Source organism: Rhodococcus sp. WAY2 (assembly GCF_009859915.1).
Lineage (GTDB): Bacteria > Actinomycetota > Actinomycetes > Mycobacteriales > Mycobacteriaceae > Rhodococcus_F > Rhodococcus_F oxybenzonivorans.
On record NZ_CP046572.1, the window covers coordinates 5,956,110 to 5,978,441 of the forward strand.

Genomic DNA, 22,332 nt, shown 5'->3' on the forward strand with positions numbered 1-22,332 from the left:
CGTCCCACGTGACGGTGTGAGCGGTCGGTCTACTCGTCCGCACCGAAGAGCGCCTACCATGGAATCCGGCCGGGGTTCTCGGACCTCCGGCCGGATTTTGTGTGTCACCCACCCACCGCCGAAGATTGAGGACGAACAAGACTGTGCCGTCGCTGTCGCTATCCAAGCTGCTCCGTGTTGGTGAAGGTCGCATGGTCAAGCGGCTCAAGCACATCGCCGACCACGTTTCCTCGCTGTCGTCCGAGATCGAAGACCTGACCGACGAGCAGTTGCGGGCGAAGACCGACGAGTTCCGCTCGCGGTACCGCGACGGTGAATCGCTCGACGAGTTGCTCCCCGAGGCGTTCGCGGTGGCCCGCGAGGCGTCGTGGCGCGTCATCGACCAGCGGCACTTCCATGTGCAGATCATGGGTGGGGCTGCGCTGCACTTCGGCAACATCGCCGAAATGAAGACCGGTGAAGGCAAGACTCTCACCTGCGTTCTGCCCGCCTATCTCAATGCCATCGCCGGCGACGGCGTCCACGTCGTGACGGTCAACGACTACCTCGCCAAGCGCGACTCGGAGTGGATGGGACGAGTTCACCGTTTCCTGGGTATGGAGACGAGCGTGATCCTGTCCGGAATGTCTCCCGCCGAGCGGCGCGCGGCCTATGCCGCAGACATCACCTACGGCACGAACAACGAGTTCGGATTCGATTACCTCCGCGACAACATGACGCACTCGCTGGACGATCTCGTTCAGCGTGGTCATGCCTTCGCCGTCGTCGACGAGGTCGACTCCATCCTGATCGACGAGGCCCGAACCCCCCTCATCATTTCCGGACCCGCCGATGCGTCGAGCAAGTGGTATGCGGAGTTCGCGCGTATCGCGCCGATGCTGAAGCGAGACGTCCACTACGAAGTCGACATCCGCAAGCGCACGATCGGTGTGCACGAAGCGGGCGTCGAGCTCGTCGAGGATCAGCTCGGTATCGACAACCTGTACGAGGCTGCCAACTCGCCGCTCGTGAGCTACCTCAACAACGCCATCAAGGCGAAGGAGCTCTACACGAAGGACAAGGACTACATCGTCCGTGACGGCGAAGTGATCATCGTCGACGAGTTCACCGGTCGTGTCCTCGTCGGTCGCCGCTACAACGAGGGCATGCACCAGGCGATCGAAGCCAAGGAAAAGGTGGAGATCAAGGCCGAGAATCAGACGCTCGCCACGATCACGCTGCAGAATTACTTCCGGCTGTACGACAAGCTGTCGGGCATGACGGGTACCGCCGAAACCGAGGCCGCCGAGCTACACCAGATCTACAACCTCGGTGTCATCCCGATCCCCACCAACCGGCCGATGGTCCGCGTCGACAACGGCGACCTCATCTACAAGACCGAAGAAGCAAAGTTCGACGCCGTCGTCGACGATGTGGTGGAGCGGCACGAGAAGGGACAGCCCGTCCTGATCGGAACCACGAGCGTCGAGCGGTCCGAGTATCTGTCGAAGCAGTTCACCAAGCGGGGCCTGCCGCACAACGTGCTGAACGCGAAGTTCCACGAGCAGGAAGCCACGATCATCGCCGAGGCCGGCCGGTCCGGGGCTGTCACGGTGGCAACCAACATGGCCGGTCGTGGAACCGACGTGGTGCTCGGCGGCAACCCCGACATCATCGCGGACATCGCCCTGCGCAAGCGGGGACTCGATCCCGTCCACACGCCCGAGGAATACGAGGCGGCGTGGGACGAGGTCCTCGAGCAGGTCAAGGCCGAGGTGAAAGCCGATGCGGACAAGGTCCGGGAAGCGGGCGGACTGTACGTACTCGGTACCGAGCGGCACGAGTCCCGGCGAATCGACAACCAGCTTCGTGGTCGCTCCGGACGTCAGGGCGATCCGGGCGAGTCCCGGTTCTACCTCTCGCTCGGTGACGAGTTGATGCGACGGTTCAACGGCGCGGCGCTCGAGTCGATCATGACCCGGCTCAACCTTCCCGACGACGTTCCGATCGAGGCGAAGATGGTCTCGAAGGCCATCAAGAGCGCGCAGACGCAGGTGGAGCAGCAGAACTTCGAGATCCGGAAGAACGTTCTCAAGTACGACGAGGTGATGAATCAGCAGCGCACGGTCATCTACAAGGAGCGCCGCCAGATCCTCGAAGGCGAGGACATGGAGGGCCAGGTCGAGAAGATGATCACGGACGTGGTCACCGCGTACGTCGACGGTGCCACTTCCGAGGGGTACGTCGAGGACTGGGATCTCGAACAGCTGTGGACCGCGCTGAAGACGCTCTACCCGATCGGCCTCGACTACAAGGAAATCGTCGGAGACGGCTCCGACGGTGAGGTGAAGGACGTCACCAGCGACGAACTTCGCGAGATGCTTCTCGAGGATGCACACCAGGCGTATGCACGCCGGGAAGCAGAAATTGACGCCGCCGCCGGTGCGGGTGCCATGCGCGAACTCGAGCGGCGTGTGCTGCTGAGTGTGCTCGACCGCAAGTGGCGCGAGCACCTGTACGAGATGGATTACCTCAAGGAGGGAATCGGTCTGCGTGCGATGGCGCAGCGCGATCCGCTGGTCGAGTACCAGCGCGAGGGTTTCGACATGTTCACCGGCATGCTCGAGGGCCTGAAGGAGGAGTCGGTCGGATTCCTGTTCAATCTGCAGGTCGAGGCCGCTGCGCCGCAGCAGGCGGCCGCCCCCGGCGTCAATGTGACGGCGTCCTCGGCGGCCGCGACGGCGTCCGCCTCGCCGACGCCCGCTCCTGCCCGCCCGCTGCCCACCCAGGAGGCGGCACGTCAGTCTCAGGGCACCGCTGCACCGTCCGCCCTGCGCGCGAAGGGACTGGACGAGGCAGAGCCGCGTGGCCTGACCTATTCGGGCCCGGCGGAGGACGGCAACGCCCAGCTCAGCCGCCGCGGCACCGGCAGCGACACCAACTCGGACCCGGGAACCCGGCGCCAGCGACGCGATGCTGCACGGTCGCAGTCGAAGGGCAAGAAGGCGCCGCGGTCCAAGCGCAAGCGCTGAGCCGCTTCGTCAGCCGACCACCATCGAGGTGACGATCCAGCCCGTGTCGGATTTCCGTTCGACACGGGCTGCGATCACGAACACCCGCGGTCCCCGTCCGTAGGTGCCGAACGCCTCGAGTGTGTTGTCGTCGAGTACCCGAAGGTGGACACGGAGCAGGGTTGCCACTCCGAGCCGTCTCGACGGTGACTCGGCAAGCGCGAGAGTCCGTGCCACGTCCAGCAGTGAGGGAACGACCACGGGCCGCAACTGCCGCACGTTGCGCCGCCGATCCAGTACTTCCAGCACCAGCCGGAACGCGTGTTCGGTGAAGCGCTGTGCGTCGGGTGCGGCGCGAGGACGAGTGACGTCGGGCGAGGAGCGCGGCGAGGTGCCGGAGTGCGCCGAGCTACGCGCCGGTGACGAGTGACGGCCCCGACCCGGTGCTCGCCGAGTGCCGGACGACACGGCCGGACCGGCCGCGCCCAGCGCCTCACCTGTCGGCGGTTCGTAGTTGGGCACGCGTGACAGGAACGTGTAGGACTCACTCATTTCTTCCCCCCGGTTTCGGCATGAGACGGCCGTCGTAGCGGCCATCCTTGCACGGATTCAGCGGTCGTGTCGCCGAACCCCGCAGGGAACCCTAGGGTGGGGTCGTGCGGGGATTGATTGTGGACGTCGGTGGTGTGCTCGTGGGCCCCGGTTCGGACTTCGACGGGCTGTCGGCGGTCCTCGCCGACGCGCGGCGTCGCGGCGTCCGGACCGCGATCCTGAGTAACGACCCCGGCGGTCCCGGGGGTGAGTGGTTGCGGGAACTCGGTGACGGCCGGCTGGTCGACCGGGTGGTGCTGTCCGGCGATGTCGGTGTGGCCAAACCCGATCCGCGCATCTACCGGTTGACGGCCGAAGTGCTCGGCCTGGAACCGCGGGACTGTATCTTCGTCGACGACCTGGCGGTCAACGTTCGCGGTGCGGTGTCTGTCGGGATGGTGGGTGTGCACCACGTCGACGGCGTGGTGACCGCGAGCGAGCTGGCGGTGCTTCTCGACGTGGATCGAGACGGAATGCAAGGGGAACAGGCGTCGACATGGTGACGAGACTGACAACGCAGGACGCGTCGTTCTATTTTCTCGAGGCAAGTAGTACGCCGATGCACGTCGGTTCGCTCGCCATCTTTCGCAAGCCCCGAAATGGGTTGTCCTACGAGGAATTACTTCGTCTCGTCGAGGAACGCCTGAGTCTGGTGCCGCGGTACCGGCAGAAGGTGCGGGAGGTGGCGCTGGGATTGTCACGTCCGGTGTGGGTGGACGATCAGGATTTCGACATCGAGTACCACGTCCGGCGATCGGCGTTGCCGAAGCCGGGTTCGGACGCGCAGCTGCATGATCTGGTCGCGCGCCTCACGTCGCGGCCGCTCGACAACACCCGTCCCCTGTGGGAGATGTACTTGGTGGAGGGCTTGTCGAACAACCGCTTTGCTATCTTCACCAAGTCGCATTCCTCCCTCGTCGACGGGGAGACGGCACCCGAAATCGGTCAGGTCATTCTCGATTCGGCGAAGACACGCAGGCCCATGGCGGAGGAATTGTGGATGCCCAGCCCGGAGCCGAGCGAGACCACCCTCGTCGCCGGCGCCCTCGCCGACATCCTGGCGCGGCCCGGGGAGGGGCTGGCGTCGTTGCGAATGACCCTGAGCGGCATGGCGTCTGCGCTCGGCGAGACCGTGCGCGCGGTGGGGAAGTTGGCCGCTGTGGTGCGTACCGCCACACAGGTCGCGCCCGCGACCCCGCTGAATGCGACCATCTCCCGTAACCGGCGCTTCGCCGTGGTCAAGACCGAACTGGGGGATTACCGGAAGATCCGCGCACGGTATGGGTGCGAGGTCAACGACGTCATCCTCGCCGTGGTGTCGGGTGCCCTGCGGAACTGGTTGCTCTCGCGCGGCGAGCCGGTCGCCGAATCGACCACGGTGCGCGCCATGGTACCGATGTCGGTGTACGTCGACCCCGACACGGACGTCGACCTGGGCCAGCGTGGTGAGTGGTCGGATCCGCGGAGCATGGTGTCGTCGTTCCTCATCGACCTGCCCGTGGGGGAACCGAATGCGGTGGTGCGACTCTCACACGTGGCGCATGCGATGGAGGCGCACGCGAAGCAGAGTCGGCGCGTGACGGCTCAGACGCTCGTGCGGCTGTCCGGGTTCGCGCCTGCCACCCTGCACGCGATGAGTGCCCGTGCGGCGAGCAGCTTCTCGCAGCGGATGTTCAATCTGATGATCACCAATGCGCCCGGTCCGCAGATGCCGCTGTACGTCGGCGGAGCGCGCATGCTCGAGATGTACCCGGTGTCGCCGCTGCTGAAAAATCAGACATTGAGCATTGCGCTGACCTCTTACGACGGCAACGTCTACTACGGTTTGAATGCAGACCGTGATGCGATGGCCGATGTGGACGTGGTGGCGGCGCTGCTGTACCAATCTCTCGAGGAGTTGTTGGATGCCAGCCGGTGAAAAGTCCGCGTTGCGAATGACGGGTGACACATGACGAGGGTGTATGTTCCCGCGACCATCGAGATCCTGCACGAGCTGGTGACCGAGTCGAAGTTCGATCCGATGAGCCGGACCGCGTTCGCTGTCACCGCCACCCTGCGTGAGGCTTACTCGTCGGGCGACGACGAGGAGCTGGCCGAGGTGGCGATGGGTGAGGCCGCGCGGGCTTCGCTCCGGCTGATCGCGGGCCGGTTGTCAGAGGGCGGCGACGGCGTCCGTTTCCGGCGGGTGGTCGTGGCAGCAGACGTGGACGACGTCACACCGCGCCCCGATCTCGACGATGCCGTGGTGCGGTTGCCGGGGCCGGTGACTCTTTCGCAGGTGGCGTCGGTCCATGTGGATCTGGCGGAGGCCGAACCGGACATCGAGCGGGCCGTCGCGGCGATCGACGAGGCGGACCTGGGCGATCCGGATGCGGAATTCGTGCTCGGCGACGCCGAGGATCACGTGCTCGCGTGGTATGCCACCCAGGAGATTTCTTTTCTTCTGGAATTGCTCTGACCTCAGGGTCGTCCCGAGAGGACCGCATCCCTACCTCGAGGTAACCTACGGTACCGTAAGTCGGTAACCTACGGTAGCGTAGGTCACGACGAGACAGGTGGAGGTCTGATGGGTCTGAAGGACTGGATCGAGGCGCCCGCAGCAGCGGTGGTGCCCGCCAAGCGGTCCAAACTCAATTGGTTGCGTGGTGCGGCCGCACGGCTCACGACGCCGTTGCTCCCGGACGATTATCTACATCTGGCCAATCCGCTGTGGTCGGCCAGGGAGCTGCGCGGCCAGATCGTCGACGTGCGCGCCGAGACGGCCGATTCCGCCACGATCGTCATCAAGCCCGGCTGGGGATTCGACTTCAACTATGAGCCCGGTCAGTACATCGGCATCGGACTTCACGTGGACGGCCGATGGCACTGGCGTTCGTATTCCCTCACCTCCCCGCCCAACTGGGACGACAAGCTCATCTCCATTGCGGTCAAGGCGATGCCCGAGGGATTCCTGTCGAGTCACCTCGTCAACGGCGTGCCGTCCGGGACGATCGTGCGACTCGCGACGCCTACGGGGAACTTCGCCCTGCCCGACCCCCCGCCCGAGCGAATCCTGTTCCTCACCGCCGGCAGCGGGATCACTCCGGTCATGGCCATGCTGCGCACGATGAACCGGCGCGGCCAGCTTCCCGACGTCTTCCACGTCCACTCGGCGCCCACCGATGCCGACGTGATGTTCGCGGACGAACTGACCCGCCTGCACGACGAACACGACGACTTCCGGTGCAAGATCCAGCTCACCCGCACCGAAGGCAAGTTTGCGCTGTCCTCCCTCGACGACGTGTGTCCGGACTGGCGGGAGCGGCAGACGTGGGCCTGCGGGCCGCTGCCGATGCTGGACGAAATCGAGACGCTGTGGCGGGACGAGGACATCGAGGATCGCTTGCACCTCGAACGGTTCGCGGTCTCCCGGGCGGACACCTCGGGTCAAGGCGGCACCGTGACCTTCGCCAAAGCGGACAAAGTGATGACGATCGACGGCGCCACCACCCTGCTCGAGGCCGGCGAGAAGGCCGGGGCACTGCTGCCCTTCGGCTGCCGGATGGGTATCTGCCAGACCTGCGTCGTGCCGATTCTGTCGGGACACGCCATCGATCTGAGGTCCGGGAAGCAGCACGCCGAGGGAGACCGCGTCCAGACGTGCATCTCGTCCGCGGCGGGTGACTGCACGCTCGACGCGTGAGCGTCGGCGTGTTGTTCATCTGTCTCGGCTATTCTCGGAGTCTCTGACCAGACGGAGGAGCACGGTGGCAATCACCGACATCAAAGAATTCTCACACCTCACCGAAGCGGACATCGAATCGCTCGGGCGGGAGCTGGACGCGATTCGGCTCGATGTGGAGGATTCGCGGGGCGTTCGCGACGCCCGCTACATTCGCCGAGCGATCCGGACCCAGCGGCTGCTGGAGCTCGGTGGCCGGCTCGCGTTGTTCGGAAGCAAGTACCGCCCGGCCTGGCTCGCCGGCACCGCCATGCTGTCCCTCTCGAAAATCATCGAGAACATGGAGCTCGGCCACAACGTGATGCACGGCCAGTGGGACTGGATGAACGATCCGGAGATCCACTCGATGTCGTGGGAGTGGGACCAGACGGGTCCGTCGGAGCATTGGAAGCGCGCCCACAACTACTCCCACCACACGTTCACCAACATCGTGGGAATGGACTCCGATGTGGGTTTCGGCATTCTCAGGATGACCCGCGACGAGGAGTGGCGGCCGATCAATCTGCTGCAGCCGATCGCGAATATCGTTCTGGCAGCTACCTTCGAATGGGGTATCGCGCTGCACGACCTCACGTTCGCGGCCGAGCTCGAGGGTGTGGAGAAGGGTCAGCTCAACTCGCAGGCGAACAAGGATTTCGCACGCAAGATCTTCCGTCAGGTCGGCAAGGATTTCCTTCTCTTCCCGGTGCTCGCGGGACCCGCGTGGAAGTCGACGTTGTCGGCGAACACCACCGCGAATCTGGTCCGCAACCTGTGGGCGTACGTGGTGATCTTCTGTGGCCATTTCCCGGACGGTGCCGAAAAGTTCACCGTGGAGGAATACGAGAACGAAACCCGGCACGAGTGGTATCTGCGACAGATGCTCGGCAGCGCCAATTTCGATTCCGGCAAAGTCATGGGTTTCATGAGCGGGAACCTCAGCTACCAGATCGAGCATCACCTGTTCCCTGATCTGCCCAGCAACCGCTACCCCGAGATTGCGGTGAAGGTGCGGGCGCTGTGTGAGAAGTACGACCTGCCCTACACGACGGGCTCGCTGGCCAAGCAGTACCTGCTGGCGCTGCGCACCATCCACAAACTTGCACTGCCCGACTGGATGCTCAAGGCGACGGCCGACGACGCTCCGGAGACCTCCTCGGAGCGCAAGTTCCGCGACGCTCGTGACGCTGGTGCCGCCATGGTCGAAACGCTGCGTACGGACCCTGTGACGGGGCAGCGTCGAGGTCTGCTGTCGGCCCTCCGGGCCCGTGCTGAGGCCAAGATTCCTCGCCGTCGACGGTGATTTCCCTCACACCTACGCTGAGGTAACCTACGGTGTCGTAACTTACGGTACGGTAGGTCATGTCAGCGCCTACGGGTGTGAACTGTCGACCCAGCCAGGAGGAGGTTCCCCATGGCGATTGCAGACGTCAAGGAATACGCACATCTCACCGAAGCCGACATCGAGGCGCTCGGACGCGAGCTGGATGCGATCAGGCGCGATATCGAGGAATCCCGCGGCGAACGTGACGCACGGTACGTCCGCAACACCATTCGGTTGCAGCGGTCGCTCGAAATCGGTGGCCGGGCCGTTCTCTTCGCGAGCAAGCGCCGCCCGGCCTGGTTGGCGGGCACCGCCATGCTCGCCCTCTCGAAGATCATCGAGAACATGGAACTCGGCCACAACGTGATGCACGGCCAGTGGGACTGGATGAACGACCCGGAGATCCACTCCACCTCGTGGGAGTGGGACGTTACGGGGCCGTCCGCCCACTGGAAGCAGACCCACAACTACATTCACCACAAGTACACCAACGTCCTCGGTATGGACGACGACGTGGGATACGGGCTTCTGCGCGTCACCCGTGATCAGCGGTGGAAGCCGTTCAACACCGGCAACCTCGTGTACAACACCTTGCTGGCACTGTTCTTCGAATACGGCATTGCGGCCCAGCACCTCGAGCTCGGCAAGGTCGCCAAGGGGCGGGTGCCGAAGGAGGAGACTCAGCGCAAGCTCCGCGAGGTCGGCGAGAAGATCGGCAAGCAGCTCCTCAAGGACTATGTCGTGCACCCGGCGATCACCGGCCCGGCGTGGAAGAGCACGCTGACGGCCAACGTGAGCGCCAACATGATCCGCAATGTGTGGACCAACGCCATCATCTTCTGCGGTCACTTCCCGGACGGCGCAGAGAAGTTCACCAAGGCGGATATCGACAAGGAAACGCCCGCCGAGTGGTACCTGCGCCAGATGCTGGGTAGCGCAAACATCGAGGGCGGCAAGGTCATGGACTTCATGTCCGGCAACCTCAGCTACCAGATCGAGCATCACCTGTTCCCCGATCTGCCGAGCAACCGTTACGCCGAGATCGCGGTCCGCGTTCGTGAGCTGTGCGACAAGTACGACCTGCCGTATACGACGGGACCCTTCCTCGTGCAGTACGCGAAGTCGTGGCGCACCATCGCCAAGTTGTCGCTGCCGAACAAGTACCTCAAGGCCACGGCGGACGACGCACCGGAAACCGCGTCGGAGCGCAAGTTCGGTGGAAAGACCACAGCCACAATCGATCCCGTGACCGGCCGTCGGCAGGGGCTCCGCAGCGCGATCCAGCGCTCACGCGGGCGCCGCGGCCTGCGTGCGCTGTTGTCGCGCTAGAAGAAGTTTTCACCGGGCGCGGTTCGCCCCTTCGTCACCACGCTTCGTTGGAAGCGATCGCGGTGAGGAGGTGGCGGACCGCGTCAACGCGTCGGGCCGCTTTCCCTTCGAGCTGATCGAGCGCGCACTCCGGATCGGCGGGCGGGCCCAGATGGGTGCACCCGCGCGGGCAGTCTTCGATCGCCGCGGCCAGGTCGGAGAAGGCGGCCACCACATTCTCGGGGGAGATATGGGCAAGCCCGAACGACCGGATTCCGGGGGTGTCGATCACCCATCCACTCGTCGGTAGGGACAGCGCGACGGACTGTGTCGAGGTGTGCCGCCCCTTCCCGACCCCGGACACCACACCCACCGCCCGATCGGCGTCCGGAACGAGCCGGTTGACCAGCGTGGACTTGCCCACACCGGAATGACCGATCAATGCGGTGAGCTTTCCCGACAACATGGTCATGACGTCGTCGACGGGATCGTCTCGTCCGGCGACCACCACGGGAACATCGAGCTCCGCGAAAGCGCTCGCGAATTCCTCGGGCGGCTCGAGGTCGCTCTTGGTGAGGCAGATGATGGGGTTCAGCCCGCCGACGTAGGCGGCGACCAGCGCACGCTCGACGAAACCGGTGCGCGGTGGGGGATCGGCGAGCGCGACCACGATCAGCAACTGCTGGGCGTTGGCGACGACGATCCGCTCGTACGGATCGGTGTCGTCGGCCGTCCGCCGCAGAACGGTGGAGCGCTCGGCCACCCGCACGATCCTGGCGAGAGTGTCGGGCTTGCCGGAGAGATCGCCCACTACGCTGACCTGGTCTCCCACCACGATGGGGGTGCGGCCCAATTCCCGGGCGCGCATGGTGACGATCAGGCGGTCCGGATCGCCGCCCAGTACGCAGCCCCACCGTCCCCGGTCCACGGACACCACCATGGCCGACTCCGCGCTCAGGTGCTCCGGTCGTGTCTTGGTCCGTGGCCGCGTCCCCCTACCCGGACGGACCCGCACATCGGACTCGTCGTACTCGCGGCGGCTCAGAAGCTCGCCTTCCGACCGGTGCCCGCACCTGCGGTCACCATTGCGGCCCAGAGGTTTTCGAAGCCCGGCAGCGTCTTGGCCGTGGTGCCCACGTCCTCGACCGTCGTGTCGTCGACGACGAGTCCGATGATGGCGCCTGCCGTCGCCATCCGATGATCGGCGTAGGAGTGCCACGTCCCGCCGTGCAGCGTCGTGGGAACGATGGTGAGACCGTCCTCTGTTTCGGTGACGTTCCCGCCGAGCGCGTTGATCTCGGTGGAGAGCGCTGCCAGCCGGTCGGTCTCGTGACCGCGCAGGTGCGCGATTCCCCGCAGATGGGAGGGCCCTTCGGCCAGGGCCGCAAGGGCGGCGACGGTGGGAGTGAGTTCGCCGACGTCGTGCAGGTCGATGTCGATTCCGGTCAGTGTGCCCGGTCCCGTGACCGTCAACTCGTCGCCGTCGAGCCGCACCTGCGCACCCATGGCGAGGAGAATCTCGCGTATCGCATCACCGGGCTGCGTTGTGCGGCTGGGCCATCGTGGCACCGTCACCTCTCCGGAGGTGACGGCGGCGGCCGCGAGGAAGGCCGTGGCGTTCGACAGGTCCGGTTCGATCGCCCAATCGACGGCCCGGATCGCGCCTGGGCTCACCCGCCACGTGTCGGCGTCGCCGCCGCTTGCCGGCGTGGACACCGCGACACCGGCTGCGCGCAGCATCTCGACGGTCATTTCGATGTGGGGCATCGAGGGAACGGACTTGCCGTCGTGATGCACGGTGACACCTTCGTCGAACGCAGCCGCAGACAGCAGCAGGCCCGAGACGAATTGTGAGGAACCGGACGCGTCGATCGTGACGTGTCCGCCTCGGAGTGAGCCGCGGCCCTCGACGGTGAACGGCAGTGCGTTTCCGTCGATGTCCGCGCCCAGCCCGCGCAGCGCGTCGAGAATGGTGCCCAAGGGTCGCGTGCGGGCCTGTTCGTCCCCGTCGAACCGGACCGTGCCCGACGCGAGTGCTGCCACCGGTGGCAGGAAGCGCATGACCGTGCCCGCCAGACCGCACTCCACCGATCCACCGCGGAGGGGTCCGGGGGTGACCTCGAGCGTCGTGGTGTCGTCCTGCTCTTCGACAGTGGTCCCTAGTGTGCGGAGAGCGTCGATCATGAGGTCGGTGTCGCGACTGCGGAGCGCACCGCGCAAAGTCGAGGGGCCCTGCGCGAGCGCGGCGAGGATCAGTGCACGGTTGGTGATGGATTTCGATCCGGGCAGGACAACCGTCGCAACGACGGGCTCTTCGGCGCGGGGTGCTTTCCACTGGCTCAGGCTCACGGTCTCCATCTTCGCCTACGCGAGGGGTGAGGGACACGGCTGGGCGGCGTGTCGGGTGGGTGGATGGACGGCTCGGCCCGTTGTCGGTTGTCTGTGCCACTCTGGTGGGTATGTGTGGCAGGTATGCGACCACTGCGGATCCGGCAACGCTGGCGACCGACCTCAATGCCATCGACGAGGTGGGGGAGGAGCCGGGTCGACCGGATTTCAACGTCGCCCCGACCACCGAGGTACTCACTGTCCTCGACCGTCACGACGCGCGTCGTGTCCGGCGGATGAGATGGGGGCTCGTCCCGCCGTGGTCGAGGAAAGTCGGCGGCGGACCGGTCCTGTTCAACGCCCGCGCCGACTCGATCGACAAACCCGCGTTTCGGAACGCGTTCACCCACACGCGGTGTCTGGTGCCGATGGACGGGTGGTTCGAGTGGAAGAACGAAGCCGCGGGCGGCCAGGGACGGGCGTCGGGCCGAAGCGAGAAGATTCCGTACTATCTGTCGCCGCAGGACGGTTCCCGTCTGTACGTGGCGGGGCTGTGGTCCGTATGGCACGACCGGTCGGTGCGCGACCCCGCACCTGTCCTGAGTTGCGCCATCGTCACGGTCGACTCCGCTGCCCAGTTGGCGGAGGTGCACGACCGGATGCCGCTCGTGTTGCCGCGCGATCGGTGGGACGCTTGGCTCGATCCTCGGCAACCCGCGTCGGCCGATCTACTCACGGCCTCGACCGAGGCCATCGCCGACATCGGGATCGTCCGGGTGTCGACGCGAGTGAACAGCGTCCGGAACAACGGACCCGAGCTACTCGAGCCCGATCCGGGCACGCCCGACGAAGCAAAGGCAGGAGAGCAACTCAGCCTGCTGTGACGGCGGCGACCACCGCTCCGCTCAGCCGCACCAGGTCGGCCGGCGCGAGTTCGATCTCCACACCCCGGCGTCCCGCACTGCACAGCACCCGATCCCAGTTCATGGCGGAGGCGTCGATCACGGTGGGAAGGATCTTCCGCTGCCCGAGCGGCGAGATGCCCCCGAAAACGTAACCCGTCGACCGCTCCGCCTCGCTCCGATCGGCCATCACGGCTCTACCCGCCCCGAGTGCCGCCGCTGCGGCCTTCAGCGACAGCATGTCCGGCACCGGCACGACCGCGACGGCGAGCTTGCCGGTGTCGAGTTTGATCACGAGGGTCTTCAGAATCTGATGGGCCGCGACCCCTACCGTTTCGGCGAGCGCGTCGACGGCCTCGGAGCCGTACGACTCGGCGCGCGCGTCGTGCGCATAGGTGTGTATCCGGTGCGCGACGCGCTGTTTACCGAGCAGGGTGGTCGCGGGGGTCGCAGTTCCGGCCATGGGTGAACACTGTGCCATCTCCTCCCGGCGGCCTCAGGAGTACGTCCCGGGAACACAGTCGGGGGCAGCCGTGTTGGTACGGGCAGAAGCAAGCGTCCAGTGAAGGGAGTGGTCCTACTCGTGATGGCCACGGTAGCGGAGCCCACGTCGCGTCTGCAGTTGGCGGTAACCTTGACGCCCACGGCGACCGAAGGGATCAGCGTGCACGAACATGACCGTCCGAAGGCAGACCGACCCGAGCCCCAGGACGAGTTGATCGCGCGTTTCGAAAGGGACGCGCTTCCACTTCTGGATCAGTTGTACGGTGCTGCGCTGCGGATGACGCGCAACCCTGCGGATGCCGAAGATCTGGTGCAGGAAACGTACGTGAAGGCATACACGGCATTCCGGTCGTTCCGTGAGGGCACCAATCTCAAGGCCTGGCTGTACCGGATCCTGACCAACACCTACATCAACTCGTACCGGAAGAAGCAGCGGCAGCCCGCGCAATACCCCACCGACGAGATCACGGACTGGCAGCTGGCCGCGACGGCAGAGCATTCGTCCACCGGTTTGCGGTCCGCCGAGGTGGAGGCGCTCGATGCCCTTCCCGACGACGACATCAAGGAGGCGCTGCAGGCGCTGCCGGAGGAGTTCCGGATGGCCGTCTACTACGCCGATGTCGAGGGATTCCCGTACAAGGAGATCGCCGACATCATGGGTACCCCCATCGGGACCGTGATGTCGCGTCTGCACCGCGGACGTAAGCAGCTGCGCGGCCTGCTGAGTGACGTCGCACGTGAACGCGGCTTCAACCGGGGTGACGGAGAGCTGCCGGCCGAGGCAGCCGTAGGTGCGGATCAGGAGGTTTCCCGGTGAGCGAGCAGGACGAATTCGAGCAGCTCGACTGCTCCGCGGTGATCGCCGACGTCTGGCTGATGCTGGACCGCGAATGTGATGCAGCCGCGCGCGCGCGGCTGCAGCGGCATCTCGACGAGTGTGGCTCCTGCCTCGAGGCCTACGGGATCGAGGAGAAGGTCAAGAGCTTGGTGAGCCGCAAGTGCGGTGGCGAGCACGCCCCCGAGAGCCTGCGCCAGCGGCTCTCCGTCGAGTTACGGCGGACCATCCTGATCACCGAGACCGAACGCGAGGCTTAGAGCGTCAGACAAGCAATCAGGGGCCGGAAAGCGTGCTGCTTTCCGGCCCCTGATGTGCGTTCTACGGCGCGTCAGGCGTTGGGACGCTTGCCGTGGTTGGCGGCATTGCCCTTGCGACTGCGCTTCTTGCGACCACGCTTACCCATGAGTAGATCTCCCTTCTTTTCACTACAGTGTTCCACGTGTGGTTGGGTGTCTGTGCAACAGGGCTTTCTCGACCCCGGGAGTAAGGATCACGATGGCAGAAGACGTGCGCGCCGAGATGGTGTCGACGGTGTATCAGGTTGTGGTCAGTGCGGGTGACGAGGTGAAGGAAGGCGACACCCTCGTCATATTGGAATCCATGAAGATGGAGATTCCCGTCATCGCCGAGGAGCCCGGCACCGTCACCTCCGTGGACGTCAAGGTCGGCGACGTGATTCAGCAGGGCGACCTCATCGCCGTCATCTCGTGAGCTGACCCGAAGTCCCCTCAGCCGATGTCCACACTGAGCGATCTGCTCGCCGAGCACACCGATCTTCCCGGGTCCGCCGTCGATCACCTGCAGAGAGTGGTCGGGGAGTGGCAACTCCTGGCCGATCTGTCGTTCGCCGACGTGCTGCTGTGGGTCGAGGATTCTGCGTCCCCGAAAGAAACGCGGACGGTGATCTGCGTCGCCCACTGCCGGCCCACCACCGCGTCGACCGCGTATCCCGAGGACGTCGTCGGAACGGTGGCCTCGGAGTCCCAGCATCCGCAGGTGTTGCAGGCCCTCGTCGAGGAGCGGGTGGTGCGGCCGACGGATGGTGGCACGCATGCCGGTCTGCCGCCGCGGGGCGAGGCCGTCCCGGTGCGCTGGGGCGGCGAGGTGATCGCGGTACTCAGCCGGGACACGAACCTGTCGCATCAGCGGGCGCAGAGCCCGCTCGAAGTGGCCTACCTCGACTGCGCCGAAGACCTGTGCCAGATGATCAGCGACGGCACCTTCCCGATCCGGGAGTCGCGGTCGGACACCAATTCCAGTCCCCGCGCCGGCGACGGCTTCATCCGCCTCGACACCGAGGGTCGCGTCGTCTATGCCAGCCCCAACGCGTTGTCCGCCTATCACCGCATGGGTCTGAGCTCCGACCTGGTGGGACGCAACCTGGCGGCCACGACGCGGTCACTGGTCACCGACCCGTTCGAGTCGCAGGAGGTTGCGGGCTATATCCGCGACACTCTGGCAGATATCCCCGGCAGGCGGATGGAGATCGAGGCGCGGGGAGCGACGGTGCTGCTGCGTGCGCTGGTCCTCAAGCCCGGCGGTAAGCGGGTGGGCGCTGCCGTCGTCGTACGCGATGTCACGGAAGTCAAGAGGCGCGATCGAGCGCTCCTCAGCAAGGATGCGACAATCCGTGAGATTCATCACCGAGTCAAGAACAATCTGCAGACTGTCGCCGCCCTGCTCCGATTGCAGGCGCGACGCACCAACAACGAGGAAGCGCGCCAGGCGCTGACGGAATCCGTGCGCCGGGTCACCTCGATCGCGCTCGTGCACGACACGTTGTCGATGTCCGTGGACGAGGAAGTGAACCTCGACGAGGTCGTCGACCGGCTGGTGCCGATCCTGTCCGACGTGGCAACCGTGAGCACACCCATCAAGGTCCGGCGTGAGGGAAGTTTGGGAGTGTTCTCCGCGGAACGGGCCACACCGCTCGTCATGGTCCTGACCGAACTCGTGCAGAACGCCATCGAGCACGCCTTCGAGCCCGGTGCACCCGGGACGGTCACGATGCGCGCCGAGAGGTCCGCACGCTGGCTCGACGTGGTTATCCACGACGACGGAAAAGGCCTGCCGCCCGGTTTCAGCCTCGAACGTTCCGATCGTCTCGGCCTGCAGATCGTCCGGACACTCGTGGCCGCCGAACTGAACGGTTCCCTGGGCCTGCACCCGGGAACGGACGGCGGAACGGACGCAGTGCTGCGGGTTCCGCTCGGCCGCCGCGGACCTCGGTACTGGAACGCGACGTGACGGCGCACAAAAGCAAGAGGCCCGGCACCATGTGGTGCCGGACCCGTCTTCCTCGAAGTACTTCTATACGGTCGTGCGGGCCCGCGTGCGCGCGTTACGGCGCTTGAGTGCGCGTCGCTCGTCTTCGCTCATGCCGCCCCAGACACCGGCGTCCTGGCCCGACTCGAGAGCCCAGGACAGGCATTCGGCGGTGACCGGGCAGCGGTTGCAGACAACCTTGGCATCGGCGATCTGCGCGAGAGCCGGACCGCTGTTGCCTACGGGAAAGAACAACTCGGGGTCTTCGTCGCGACAGATTGCCTTGTGGCGCCAGTCCATCCTTCTGCTCCTTAACTGGGTGCGTAATGCACCGTTTTGTCTTGGTGAGTTCATCTGTGCGTAGAGAATGTTTCCGCACTGTTGCTTGTGAATGCTTTCACGAACTGGCGGGATGTCAATAGAAATCCGCCGCACCGTGGGGGAACTCACTTTCTAAGGTCGCCCTATGAGGCGCGCCGTCCTTTGTACCCCATGGCAGCCCGGCCCGCGAGGTGGAAAACCCGATTTCTCGAGGTCTGCTCAGGATTTGGGCGCAACCACGTCCAGGGCCTCCGGCACCGACACGAACTCCACGTCGTTGCACAGGCCGATGTAATCGCCGTCCATCTGCAGTCCGATCGGCCGGGACGCCGAGATCCGCACCGACGGCACGTCGTCGACCCTGATGAGCTTCTTCGCGCGCGGACTGGCACCGGGGGTCAACAACTGGCGGGCAACACGAAGTGTGGTGACGATCGACGTGGAGGTCATGGCGAAGACGCCGAGCCCACTGTCGTAATTCGTGTCCGGGTTGGTGTGGACCTCCCGTTTGTTCAGATACGTCCACGGACTGGCATTCGACACGAATGCGTAGTGGACGCCCTCGAACCGTTCCTGCCCGGGAACGTGCACCGTGAGCGTCGGCTCGGCGTTCTTCGACCGGAAGAAGACCCGGACCGCTGCCCGCACGTACTGGGCGGGCGTGGCCGGTCGGCCGTTCTTGCGGTGGGCGTCCACGGCCTCACAGACCGCGGCGTCCCACCCGAGACCCGCGTTGAACGCAAACCAGCGATTGTCGCAGTGGGCCAGACCGATCCTGCGCAGCTCGCCGCGCGCCAGCAGGTCGATGAGCTGGTTGGTGGCATCCACAGGATCGGCGGCGATGCCGAGTGACCGGGCGAACACGTTCGCCGAACCTCCGGGTACGACGGCGATCGGCGGAACCAGTCCCACCGACTCGACTCGTGTCGACCCCGGCGGGGGAGTACCCAGGAGGCCGTTCACGACTTCGTTGACGGTGCCGTCGCCGCCGTGGACGATGATCAACCCCATTCCGTCCACACAGGCCTGCTGCGCAAGTTCGGCGGCGTGGCCGCGGTGCGTCGTGTGCGCCACCGTCAATCGCACTCTGCTCGACAGTGCATGGGCGAGGAGGTCGCGCCCGGCGGGGGTCGTCGAGGTGGCATTCGGATTGACGATCAGCAGCGCGCGCACAGGGACCAAGACTAGTGGGGCGTTGTGCGTCACCGTCCCGAGCCTGCCGGCGTCTCGGTGTTCTAGGCTTGCCGCGTGCCGAAGCCGCCTCTCAGCCAGTCCACGCCCGCAACGGTCCGCTCCGCGGGTGCACTGGTGTCGCTCGAGGGTGCCGTCGCCGTCGGGGTGGCCGTCGTGCTGGTCGTGCGTGGGCTGCTCGGCCACGATCAGAGTGTGAGCAGCGGCTACGGAACCGCGGCATGGTTCGCCATCCTCGGTGGCGCAGTGCTCGCCGCGGGCGTGGCGTTGATCTTCGGCAGGCGCTGGGGTCGGGCCATCGCGATCGTCGCGCAGTTGCTCCTGCTCCCGGTGGCGTGGTCGCTTCTCACCGATTCACACCAGCCCGTGTTCGGTGTCCTGCTCGGGGTCGTGGTGATCGGTGCTCTCGGCTGCCTGTTCAGCAGCCCCACGTCGAAGTGGATGGCCGCCGAATACGGTCAGGACGAATGACAGCTCAGCTCACCTCGGATGCCAGCTTTCCCAGCGGGTCCCCGGTGAGCCGGTAGGTGGTCCACTCGTCCTGAGGATGAGCGTCGAGCGATTCGTAGAACTCGATCGACGGAGTATTCCAATTGATCACCGACCACGACAGTCGCGTGTAGCCGTTGTCGATGCACTCCTTGGCGAGTGTGGCGAGCAGCGCTTTGCCGTGCCCGGCACCTCGTTCGGAAGGGCTGACGAACAGGTCCTCGAGGTAGATACCGTGGGTGCCGTCCCACGTGGAGAAGTTGCGGAACCAGACTGCGATACCGACCACGCGCCCGTCGTCGCTCTCGGCGACGTGCGCAAAGGTGGACGGCTGCGGTCCGAAGAGCGCGTCCTGCATTTGCTCTGCCGTGACGGTGCACGCGTCGCGCGCCTTCTGGTGTTCGGCGAGCTCGTAGATCATGGCCGTGATGGCAGAGACGTCCTCGGGTCGTGCGCGTCTGATCATCGGGAACCTTCCTCGATCGTCACGTTGTGAGTGACCAGTTGTTGTGCGCCGTGCTCGAAACCCAGTATCGAGTAGGCGCCGGGCGACAGTGCGAATCGGCGCCCCTCGCTGACCGGCAGATCCGCCCACCGCGCGATGAGGGCGCGAGAGAAGTGGCCGTGCCCGACGAGGATCACGTCGCGGTCGGGAAGCTGCGAATGGGCAACCGAGAGGACGAGATCGCACCGGGCATGAATCTGCTCCGCCTGTTCTCCGCGCGGACAGGGATGAGTCCACACCGTCCAGTCGGGCACCTTCGTGCGTATGTCCGGCGTCGTCAGGCCCTCGTAGGCGCCGTAGTCCCATTCGACGAGCGCGTCCCACGTGCGGTGGATCTTCAGTCCCGCGAGCTGAGCGGTGTCCTGGGCGCGGCGGCGGGGGCTGACAATCACGAGTGGATTGCGCAGTCCCAGAGCGTCGAGTGCGGTGCCCAGCGTCCGGGCCTGCCGTTCGCCCACGTCGGTGAGCGGGATATCCGTGCGACCTGTGTGTTTACCGGAACGCGCCCATTCTGTCTCGCCGTGCCGGAGGAGGACGATCCGACGTTCTGACGGCGAATCACTCGGTGGCATTGATCCATCATGTCAGTCGAATCGCGTGTAAGGCTCGCCTCGAGGGGCGAAGTAGGACAGGATCGAGCCGTGACAACGGTTCTTGCAGTGGCAAATCAGAAGGGTGGGGTCGCCAAGACCACCACCGTCGCTTCTCTGGGTGCGGCGCTCGTTGCGCTGGGCAACAAAGTCTTGGTGGTCGATCTCGATCCGCAGGGATGTCTGACCTTCTCCCTGGGCCACAATCCTGACCGTCTCGAGGCCTCGGTCCATGAGGTGCTGACCGGCGATCTTGCTGCGAAGGATGCCGTGATCCCCACCGAGGACGGTGTCGATCTGCTTCCTGCCACGATCGACCTGGCCGGTGCGGAAGCGTTGCTCCTGATGCGGCCCGGCCGCGAGTTCGCCCTCAAGCGCGCTCTGGCATCGCTTCTGGACGACTACGACACCGTCATCATCGACTGCCCGCCGTCGCTCGGGGTGCTCACGCTCAACGGTCTCACTGCTTCACAATCGGTGCTGGTCCCGCTGCAATGTGAAACGCTCGCCCATCGCGGTGTGGGCCAGCTGCTGCGGACGGTCCGGGAGGTCCAGCAGATCACCAACCCCGACCTCGTGCTGCTCGGTGCGCTGCCCACGCTCTACGACGCCCGGACGACGCACAGTCGCGACGTACTGTCCGATGTGTCCGACAGATACGATCTGCCGGTCCTGTCGCCGCCGATTCCGCGGACCGTCCGGTTCGCGGAGGCGACGGCGTCCGGCGCCACCGTTCTGGCAGGGCGCAAGAACAAGGGTGCGCAGGCCTATCGCGACCTGGCGGACAACCTGGCGAAGCACTGGGCCGGGTCCGAGCTGGTCACGTTCTCGACTGGAAGTGCCGAGTAAGGTCCTCAGGGGTCGGGTTCCAGGCCGCGGGCCAATCCTGTTGCCGGAGTAGTGCATCGGTGCCGCCGTCGGCGAAAACGACACTTCCGCAGAGGAGTGTGGAGCCCGGTCCCATCAGGAACTCGACCACGGCTGCGATCTCCTCGGGCCGACCGCGGCGTCCCAGTGGTACGGGGTAGAAATCCAGGGCTTTCGCCAGCTCGGGGTCGAGGTCGGGTCCGTTCGTCATCGGTGTGTCGATCATCCCGGGTGCAACCGTGTTGAGGCGGATTTTCCGCCCGACCCATTCGGCGCGGACGGCTTCGCGCCGGACCCACCAGGCCAGCGCCAGCTTGGACGCCGGGTATGCCGGAATGGCGGTGGCCTCGTCCCCGAGTTCCAGGGCTCTGGCCTCGTCGCCATCGAGGCATGCGGCTACGAGGTGTTCCGGGATGCCCGGTTGGGTGGTAGTGCTGCTCGACGAGATCAGGACCACCGACGCACCCTCGGCCCGCTCGAGCGCCGGCCGCAGTCCGGTGGCGAGGTCGACAGCGCCGAAGTAGTTGACAGCGACGAGTGTCCCGCCGGGAGCGTGGGAGAGCGGTCCGAGTCCCGCACAGCACACGAGCCCGTGCACGACTCCTTCGCTGACCTCGGTTACTGCCGCCACCGCCGCAGACCGGCCTTCCGGGGTCGACAGGTCGGCGACGACGTCGGTGTTCGCGAGGTCGACACCGATGACGGTGTGACCGGCAGAGGTGAGTAGCTGACCGGTGGCGGCGCCGATGCCTGACGCGGCGCCCGTGATCACGTAGGTTGCCATTGAAGAATTAGAACACGTTACAGGTCTGGCGAGGGTGGGAGTTCTGCTCGGATCGTGTCACTTCGCCATAGTGAGCCCGGAATCCCGTGGTTCCGGGAGAGCGATCGGCGCGCAACACGAATCGGGAGTCGTAGTCGCCACCGTTCTGGGAGCGGAAGGCAATCGGTCGGTTCGTGAACAAGCCGGCGAGATGTCGCTCGAGACGCGCCGCTACCTGGCCGAATTGCTCCTCGGCGAGCCGGTCGGCACTGTCGACGAGGAACGGTGGCATCACCGACATGCCCGTGTACCAGAAGATCCCGTGCTGGATAGGGAACAACAATTCGTCCATTGCTCCGTTGATGCCGCGCGGCCCGACACTGTCCGCGCTACCGCCGAAGCTCACCACCGTCAGGGCCCGCTTGCCGGCAAGCATTCCATCGCCGTATCGCCGCGTCGAACCGTCCGCCCCTCGCACTCCGTAGCCGTACCCCTCCACGAAGACCCGATCGAACCATCCCTTGAGGATGGCCGGCATCCCGTACCACCAGAGCGGGAACTGAACGACGAGTGCGTCGGCCCAGTCCAGTTTGCGCTGCTCGGCGAGAATGTCGGCGGCCAGTGTCCCCTGCTCGAGCGCCTGGCGTGAGCGCTGCCCGATATGGAGGCGTCGATCGTGCTCGTGGCGGAAGTCTGCTGCCGTCACCACGGGATTCCAGTCCATCGCGTAGAGATCGGACGACCGGACCTCGTGCCCGTCGACCGTCAGGGTTCGAAGCGCCACCTTCCGCAGTGCGGCGTTCAGCGACCTGGGTTCGGGATGAGCGGATACCCACAAAATTCTCATCAGCACCCC

25 protein-coding genes are annotated in these 22,332 nt (G+C 65.5%); 14 read left to right on the top strand and 11 right to left on the bottom strand.

The genetic code is table 11. The features are described from left to right. The first annotated feature begins 143 nt into the window (after positions 1–143). Positions 144–3,011, top strand: a complete 2,868-nt coding sequence (secA, locus tag GFS60_RS26730; protein ID WP_159927570.1) for a preprotein translocase subunit SecA — start codon at positions 144–146, stop codon at positions 3,009–3,011. Between the two features lie 9 nt (positions 3,012–3,020). Here the strand turns inward: secA and GFS60_RS26735 are convergent, their stop codons facing one another. Continuing rightward, positions 3,021–3,542 carry an Rv3235 family protein gene (locus GFS60_RS26735; protein ID WP_159925883.1) on the bottom strand — a complete coding sequence of 174 codons (522 nt, stop codon included), beginning with the start codon at positions 3,540–3,542 and terminating at the stop codon, positions 3,021–3,023. 104 nt (positions 3,543–3,646) lie between these two features. Here GFS60_RS26735 and GFS60_RS26740 point away from each other — a divergent pair, with 104 nt between their 5' ends. The 6 genes from GFS60_RS26740 (at position 3,647) to GFS60_RS26765 (ending at position 9,934) form a co-directional block, all read left to right on the top strand. After that, complete coding sequence (locus tag GFS60_RS26740; protein ID WP_159925885.1) at positions 3,647–4,084, top strand: HAD-IA family hydrolase; 438 nt, start codon at positions 3,647–3,649, stop codon at positions 4,082–4,084. Further along, positions 4,078–5,499: a WS/DGAT/MGAT family O-acyltransferase gene (locus GFS60_RS26745; RefSeq protein ID WP_159925887.1), complete on the top strand. Its 1,422-nt coding sequence runs from the start codon at positions 4,078–4,080 to the stop codon at positions 5,497–5,499. The genes GFS60_RS26740 and GFS60_RS26745 overlap by 7 nt, the downstream gene beginning before the upstream one ends. Before the next feature lie 30 nt (positions 5,500–5,529). Continuing rightward, the gene (locus GFS60_RS26750) at positions 5,530–6,039 is read left to right on the top strand and encodes a DUF6912 family protein (RefSeq protein ID WP_159925889.1); all 510 of its coding nucleotides are present in this window, start codon (positions 5,530–5,532) and stop codon (positions 6,037–6,039) included. 108 nt (positions 6,040–6,147) lie between these two features. Continuing rightward, on the top strand, positions 6,148–7,263 hold the full coding sequence (locus tag GFS60_RS26755; protein WP_109331255.1) for a ferredoxin reductase: 1,116 nt from the start codon (positions 6,148–6,150) through the stop codon (positions 7,261–7,263). Between the two features lie 64 nt (positions 7,264–7,327). Next, on the top strand, positions 7,328–8,584 hold the full coding sequence (locus GFS60_RS26760; RefSeq protein WP_159925891.1) for a fatty acid desaturase family protein: 1,257 nt from the start codon (positions 7,328–7,330) through the stop codon (positions 8,582–8,584). Between the two features lie 111 nt (positions 8,585–8,695). After that, positions 8,696–9,934: a fatty acid desaturase family protein gene (locus tag GFS60_RS26765; RefSeq protein ID WP_159925893.1), complete on the top strand. Its 1,239-nt coding sequence runs from the start codon at positions 8,696–8,698 to the stop codon at positions 9,932–9,934. A gap of 34 nt (positions 9,935–9,968) precedes the next feature. Here the strand turns inward: GFS60_RS26765 and rsgA are convergent, their stop codons facing one another. Beyond that, positions 9,969–10,958: a ribosome small subunit-dependent GTPase A gene (rsgA, locus tag GFS60_RS26770; RefSeq protein ID WP_159927572.1), complete on the bottom strand. Its 990-nt coding sequence runs from the start codon at positions 10,956–10,958 to the stop codon at positions 9,969–9,971. Next, complete coding sequence (aroA, locus tag GFS60_RS26775; protein WP_159925895.1) at positions 10,955–12,271, bottom strand: 3-phosphoshikimate 1-carboxyvinyltransferase; 1,317 nt, start codon at positions 12,269–12,271, stop codon at positions 10,955–10,957. The genes rsgA and aroA overlap by 4 nt, the downstream gene beginning before the upstream one ends. A 101-nt stretch (positions 12,272–12,372) precedes the next feature. Between aroA and GFS60_RS26780 the strand changes: the two genes are divergently transcribed. Continuing rightward, positions 12,373–13,125 (top strand): SOS response-associated peptidase, encoded by a 753-nt coding sequence (locus GFS60_RS26780; RefSeq protein ID WP_159925897.1) that lies wholly within the window; start codon positions 12,373–12,375, stop codon positions 13,123–13,125. Here GFS60_RS26780 and ybaK read toward each other — a convergent pair. Next, positions 13,112–13,606, bottom strand: a complete 495-nt coding sequence (gene ybaK / locus GFS60_RS26785; protein WP_159925899.1) for a Cys-tRNA(Pro) deacylase — start codon at positions 13,604–13,606, stop codon at positions 13,112–13,114. The genes GFS60_RS26780 and ybaK overlap by 14 nt on opposite strands. A 123-nt stretch (positions 13,607–13,729) precedes the next feature. Between ybaK and GFS60_RS26790 the strand changes: the two genes are divergently transcribed. Both GFS60_RS26790 and rsrA read left to right on the top strand, forming a co-directional pair. Beyond that, on the top strand, positions 13,730–14,464 hold the full coding sequence (locus GFS60_RS26790) for a sigma-70 family RNA polymerase sigma factor (RefSeq protein WP_109335199.1): 735 nt from the start codon (positions 13,730–13,732) through the stop codon (positions 14,462–14,464). Further along, entirely contained in the window at positions 14,461–14,742 is a 282-nt protein-coding gene (gene rsrA / locus GFS60_RS26795) for a mycothiol system anti-sigma-R factor (protein ID WP_159925901.1), read from the top strand. Before GFS60_RS26790 ends, rsrA begins: the two co-directional genes overlap by 4 nt. A 71-nt stretch (positions 14,743–14,813) precedes the next feature. Here rsrA and GFS60_RS40395 read toward each other — a convergent pair whose 3' ends face one another. Next, on the bottom strand, positions 14,814–14,888 hold the full coding sequence (locus tag GFS60_RS40395) for a 50S ribosomal protein bL37 (RefSeq protein ID WP_022597109.1): 75 nt from the start codon (positions 14,886–14,888) through the stop codon (positions 14,814–14,816). 92 nt (positions 14,889–14,980) lie between these two features. Between GFS60_RS40395 and GFS60_RS26805 the strand changes: the two genes are divergently transcribed. Then, complete coding sequence (locus GFS60_RS26805) at positions 14,981–15,196, top strand: biotin/lipoyl-binding carrier protein (RefSeq protein ID WP_005240095.1); 216 nt, start codon at positions 14,981–14,983, stop codon at positions 15,194–15,196. A 24-nt stretch (positions 15,197–15,220) separates the two neighbouring features. Then, positions 15,221–16,732, top strand: a complete 1,512-nt coding sequence (locus tag GFS60_RS26810; protein WP_159925903.1) for a sensor histidine kinase — start codon at positions 15,221–15,223, stop codon at positions 16,730–16,732. A 63-nt stretch (positions 16,733–16,795) separates the two neighbouring features. Here GFS60_RS26810 and GFS60_RS26815 read toward each other — a convergent pair whose 3' ends face one another. Continuing rightward, entirely contained in the window at positions 16,796–17,050 is a 255-nt protein-coding gene (locus GFS60_RS26815) for a WhiB family transcriptional regulator (RefSeq protein WP_005240099.1), read from the bottom strand. A 240-nt stretch (positions 17,051–17,290) separates the two neighbouring features. Beyond that, positions 17,291–18,244, bottom strand: a complete 954-nt coding sequence (locus tag GFS60_RS26820) for a diacylglycerol/lipid kinase family protein (protein ID WP_159925905.1) — start codon at positions 18,242–18,244, stop codon at positions 17,291–17,293. A 75-nt stretch (positions 18,245–18,319) separates the two neighbouring features. Between GFS60_RS26820 and GFS60_RS26825 the strand changes: the two genes are divergently transcribed. Beyond that, positions 18,320–18,733: a hypothetical protein gene (locus GFS60_RS26825; protein ID WP_109331244.1), complete on the top strand. Its 414-nt coding sequence runs from the start codon at positions 18,320–18,322 to the stop codon at positions 18,731–18,733. Positions 18,734–18,737: 4 nt separating this feature from the next. Here the strand turns inward: GFS60_RS26825 and GFS60_RS26830 are convergent, their stop codons facing one another. Both GFS60_RS26830 and GFS60_RS26835 read right to left on the bottom strand, forming a co-directional pair. Then, positions 18,738–19,217: a GNAT family N-acetyltransferase gene (locus tag GFS60_RS26830; RefSeq protein WP_159925907.1), complete on the bottom strand. Its 480-nt coding sequence runs from the start codon at positions 19,215–19,217 to the stop codon at positions 18,738–18,740. Next, positions 19,214–19,828: an acid phosphatase gene (locus GFS60_RS26835; protein WP_109331234.1), complete on the bottom strand. Its 615-nt coding sequence runs from the start codon at positions 19,826–19,828 to the stop codon at positions 19,214–19,216. The genes GFS60_RS26830 and GFS60_RS26835 overlap by 4 nt, the downstream gene beginning before the upstream one ends. Before the next feature lie 69 nt (positions 19,829–19,897). Between GFS60_RS26835 and GFS60_RS26840 the strand changes: the two genes are divergently transcribed. Continuing rightward, a complete protein-coding gene (locus GFS60_RS26840) occupies positions 19,898–20,695 on the top strand; it encodes a ParA family protein (RefSeq protein WP_159925909.1) in 798 nt (265 codons plus the stop codon). Here the strand turns inward: GFS60_RS26840 and GFS60_RS26845 are convergent. Both GFS60_RS26845 and GFS60_RS26850 read right to left on the bottom strand, forming a co-directional pair. Continuing rightward, positions 20,667–21,497, bottom strand: a complete 831-nt coding sequence (locus GFS60_RS26845; RefSeq protein WP_159925911.1) for an SDR family oxidoreductase — start codon at positions 21,495–21,497, stop codon at positions 20,667–20,669. The genes GFS60_RS26840 and GFS60_RS26845 overlap by 29 nt on opposite strands. A 7-nt stretch (positions 21,498–21,504) precedes the next feature. Continuing rightward, on the bottom strand, positions 21,505–22,323 hold the full coding sequence (locus GFS60_RS26850) for an NAD(P)H-dependent oxidoreductase (RefSeq protein WP_159925913.1): 819 nt from the start codon (positions 22,321–22,323) through the stop codon (positions 21,505–21,507). Between the last annotated feature and the right edge of the window lie 9 nt (positions 22,324–22,332).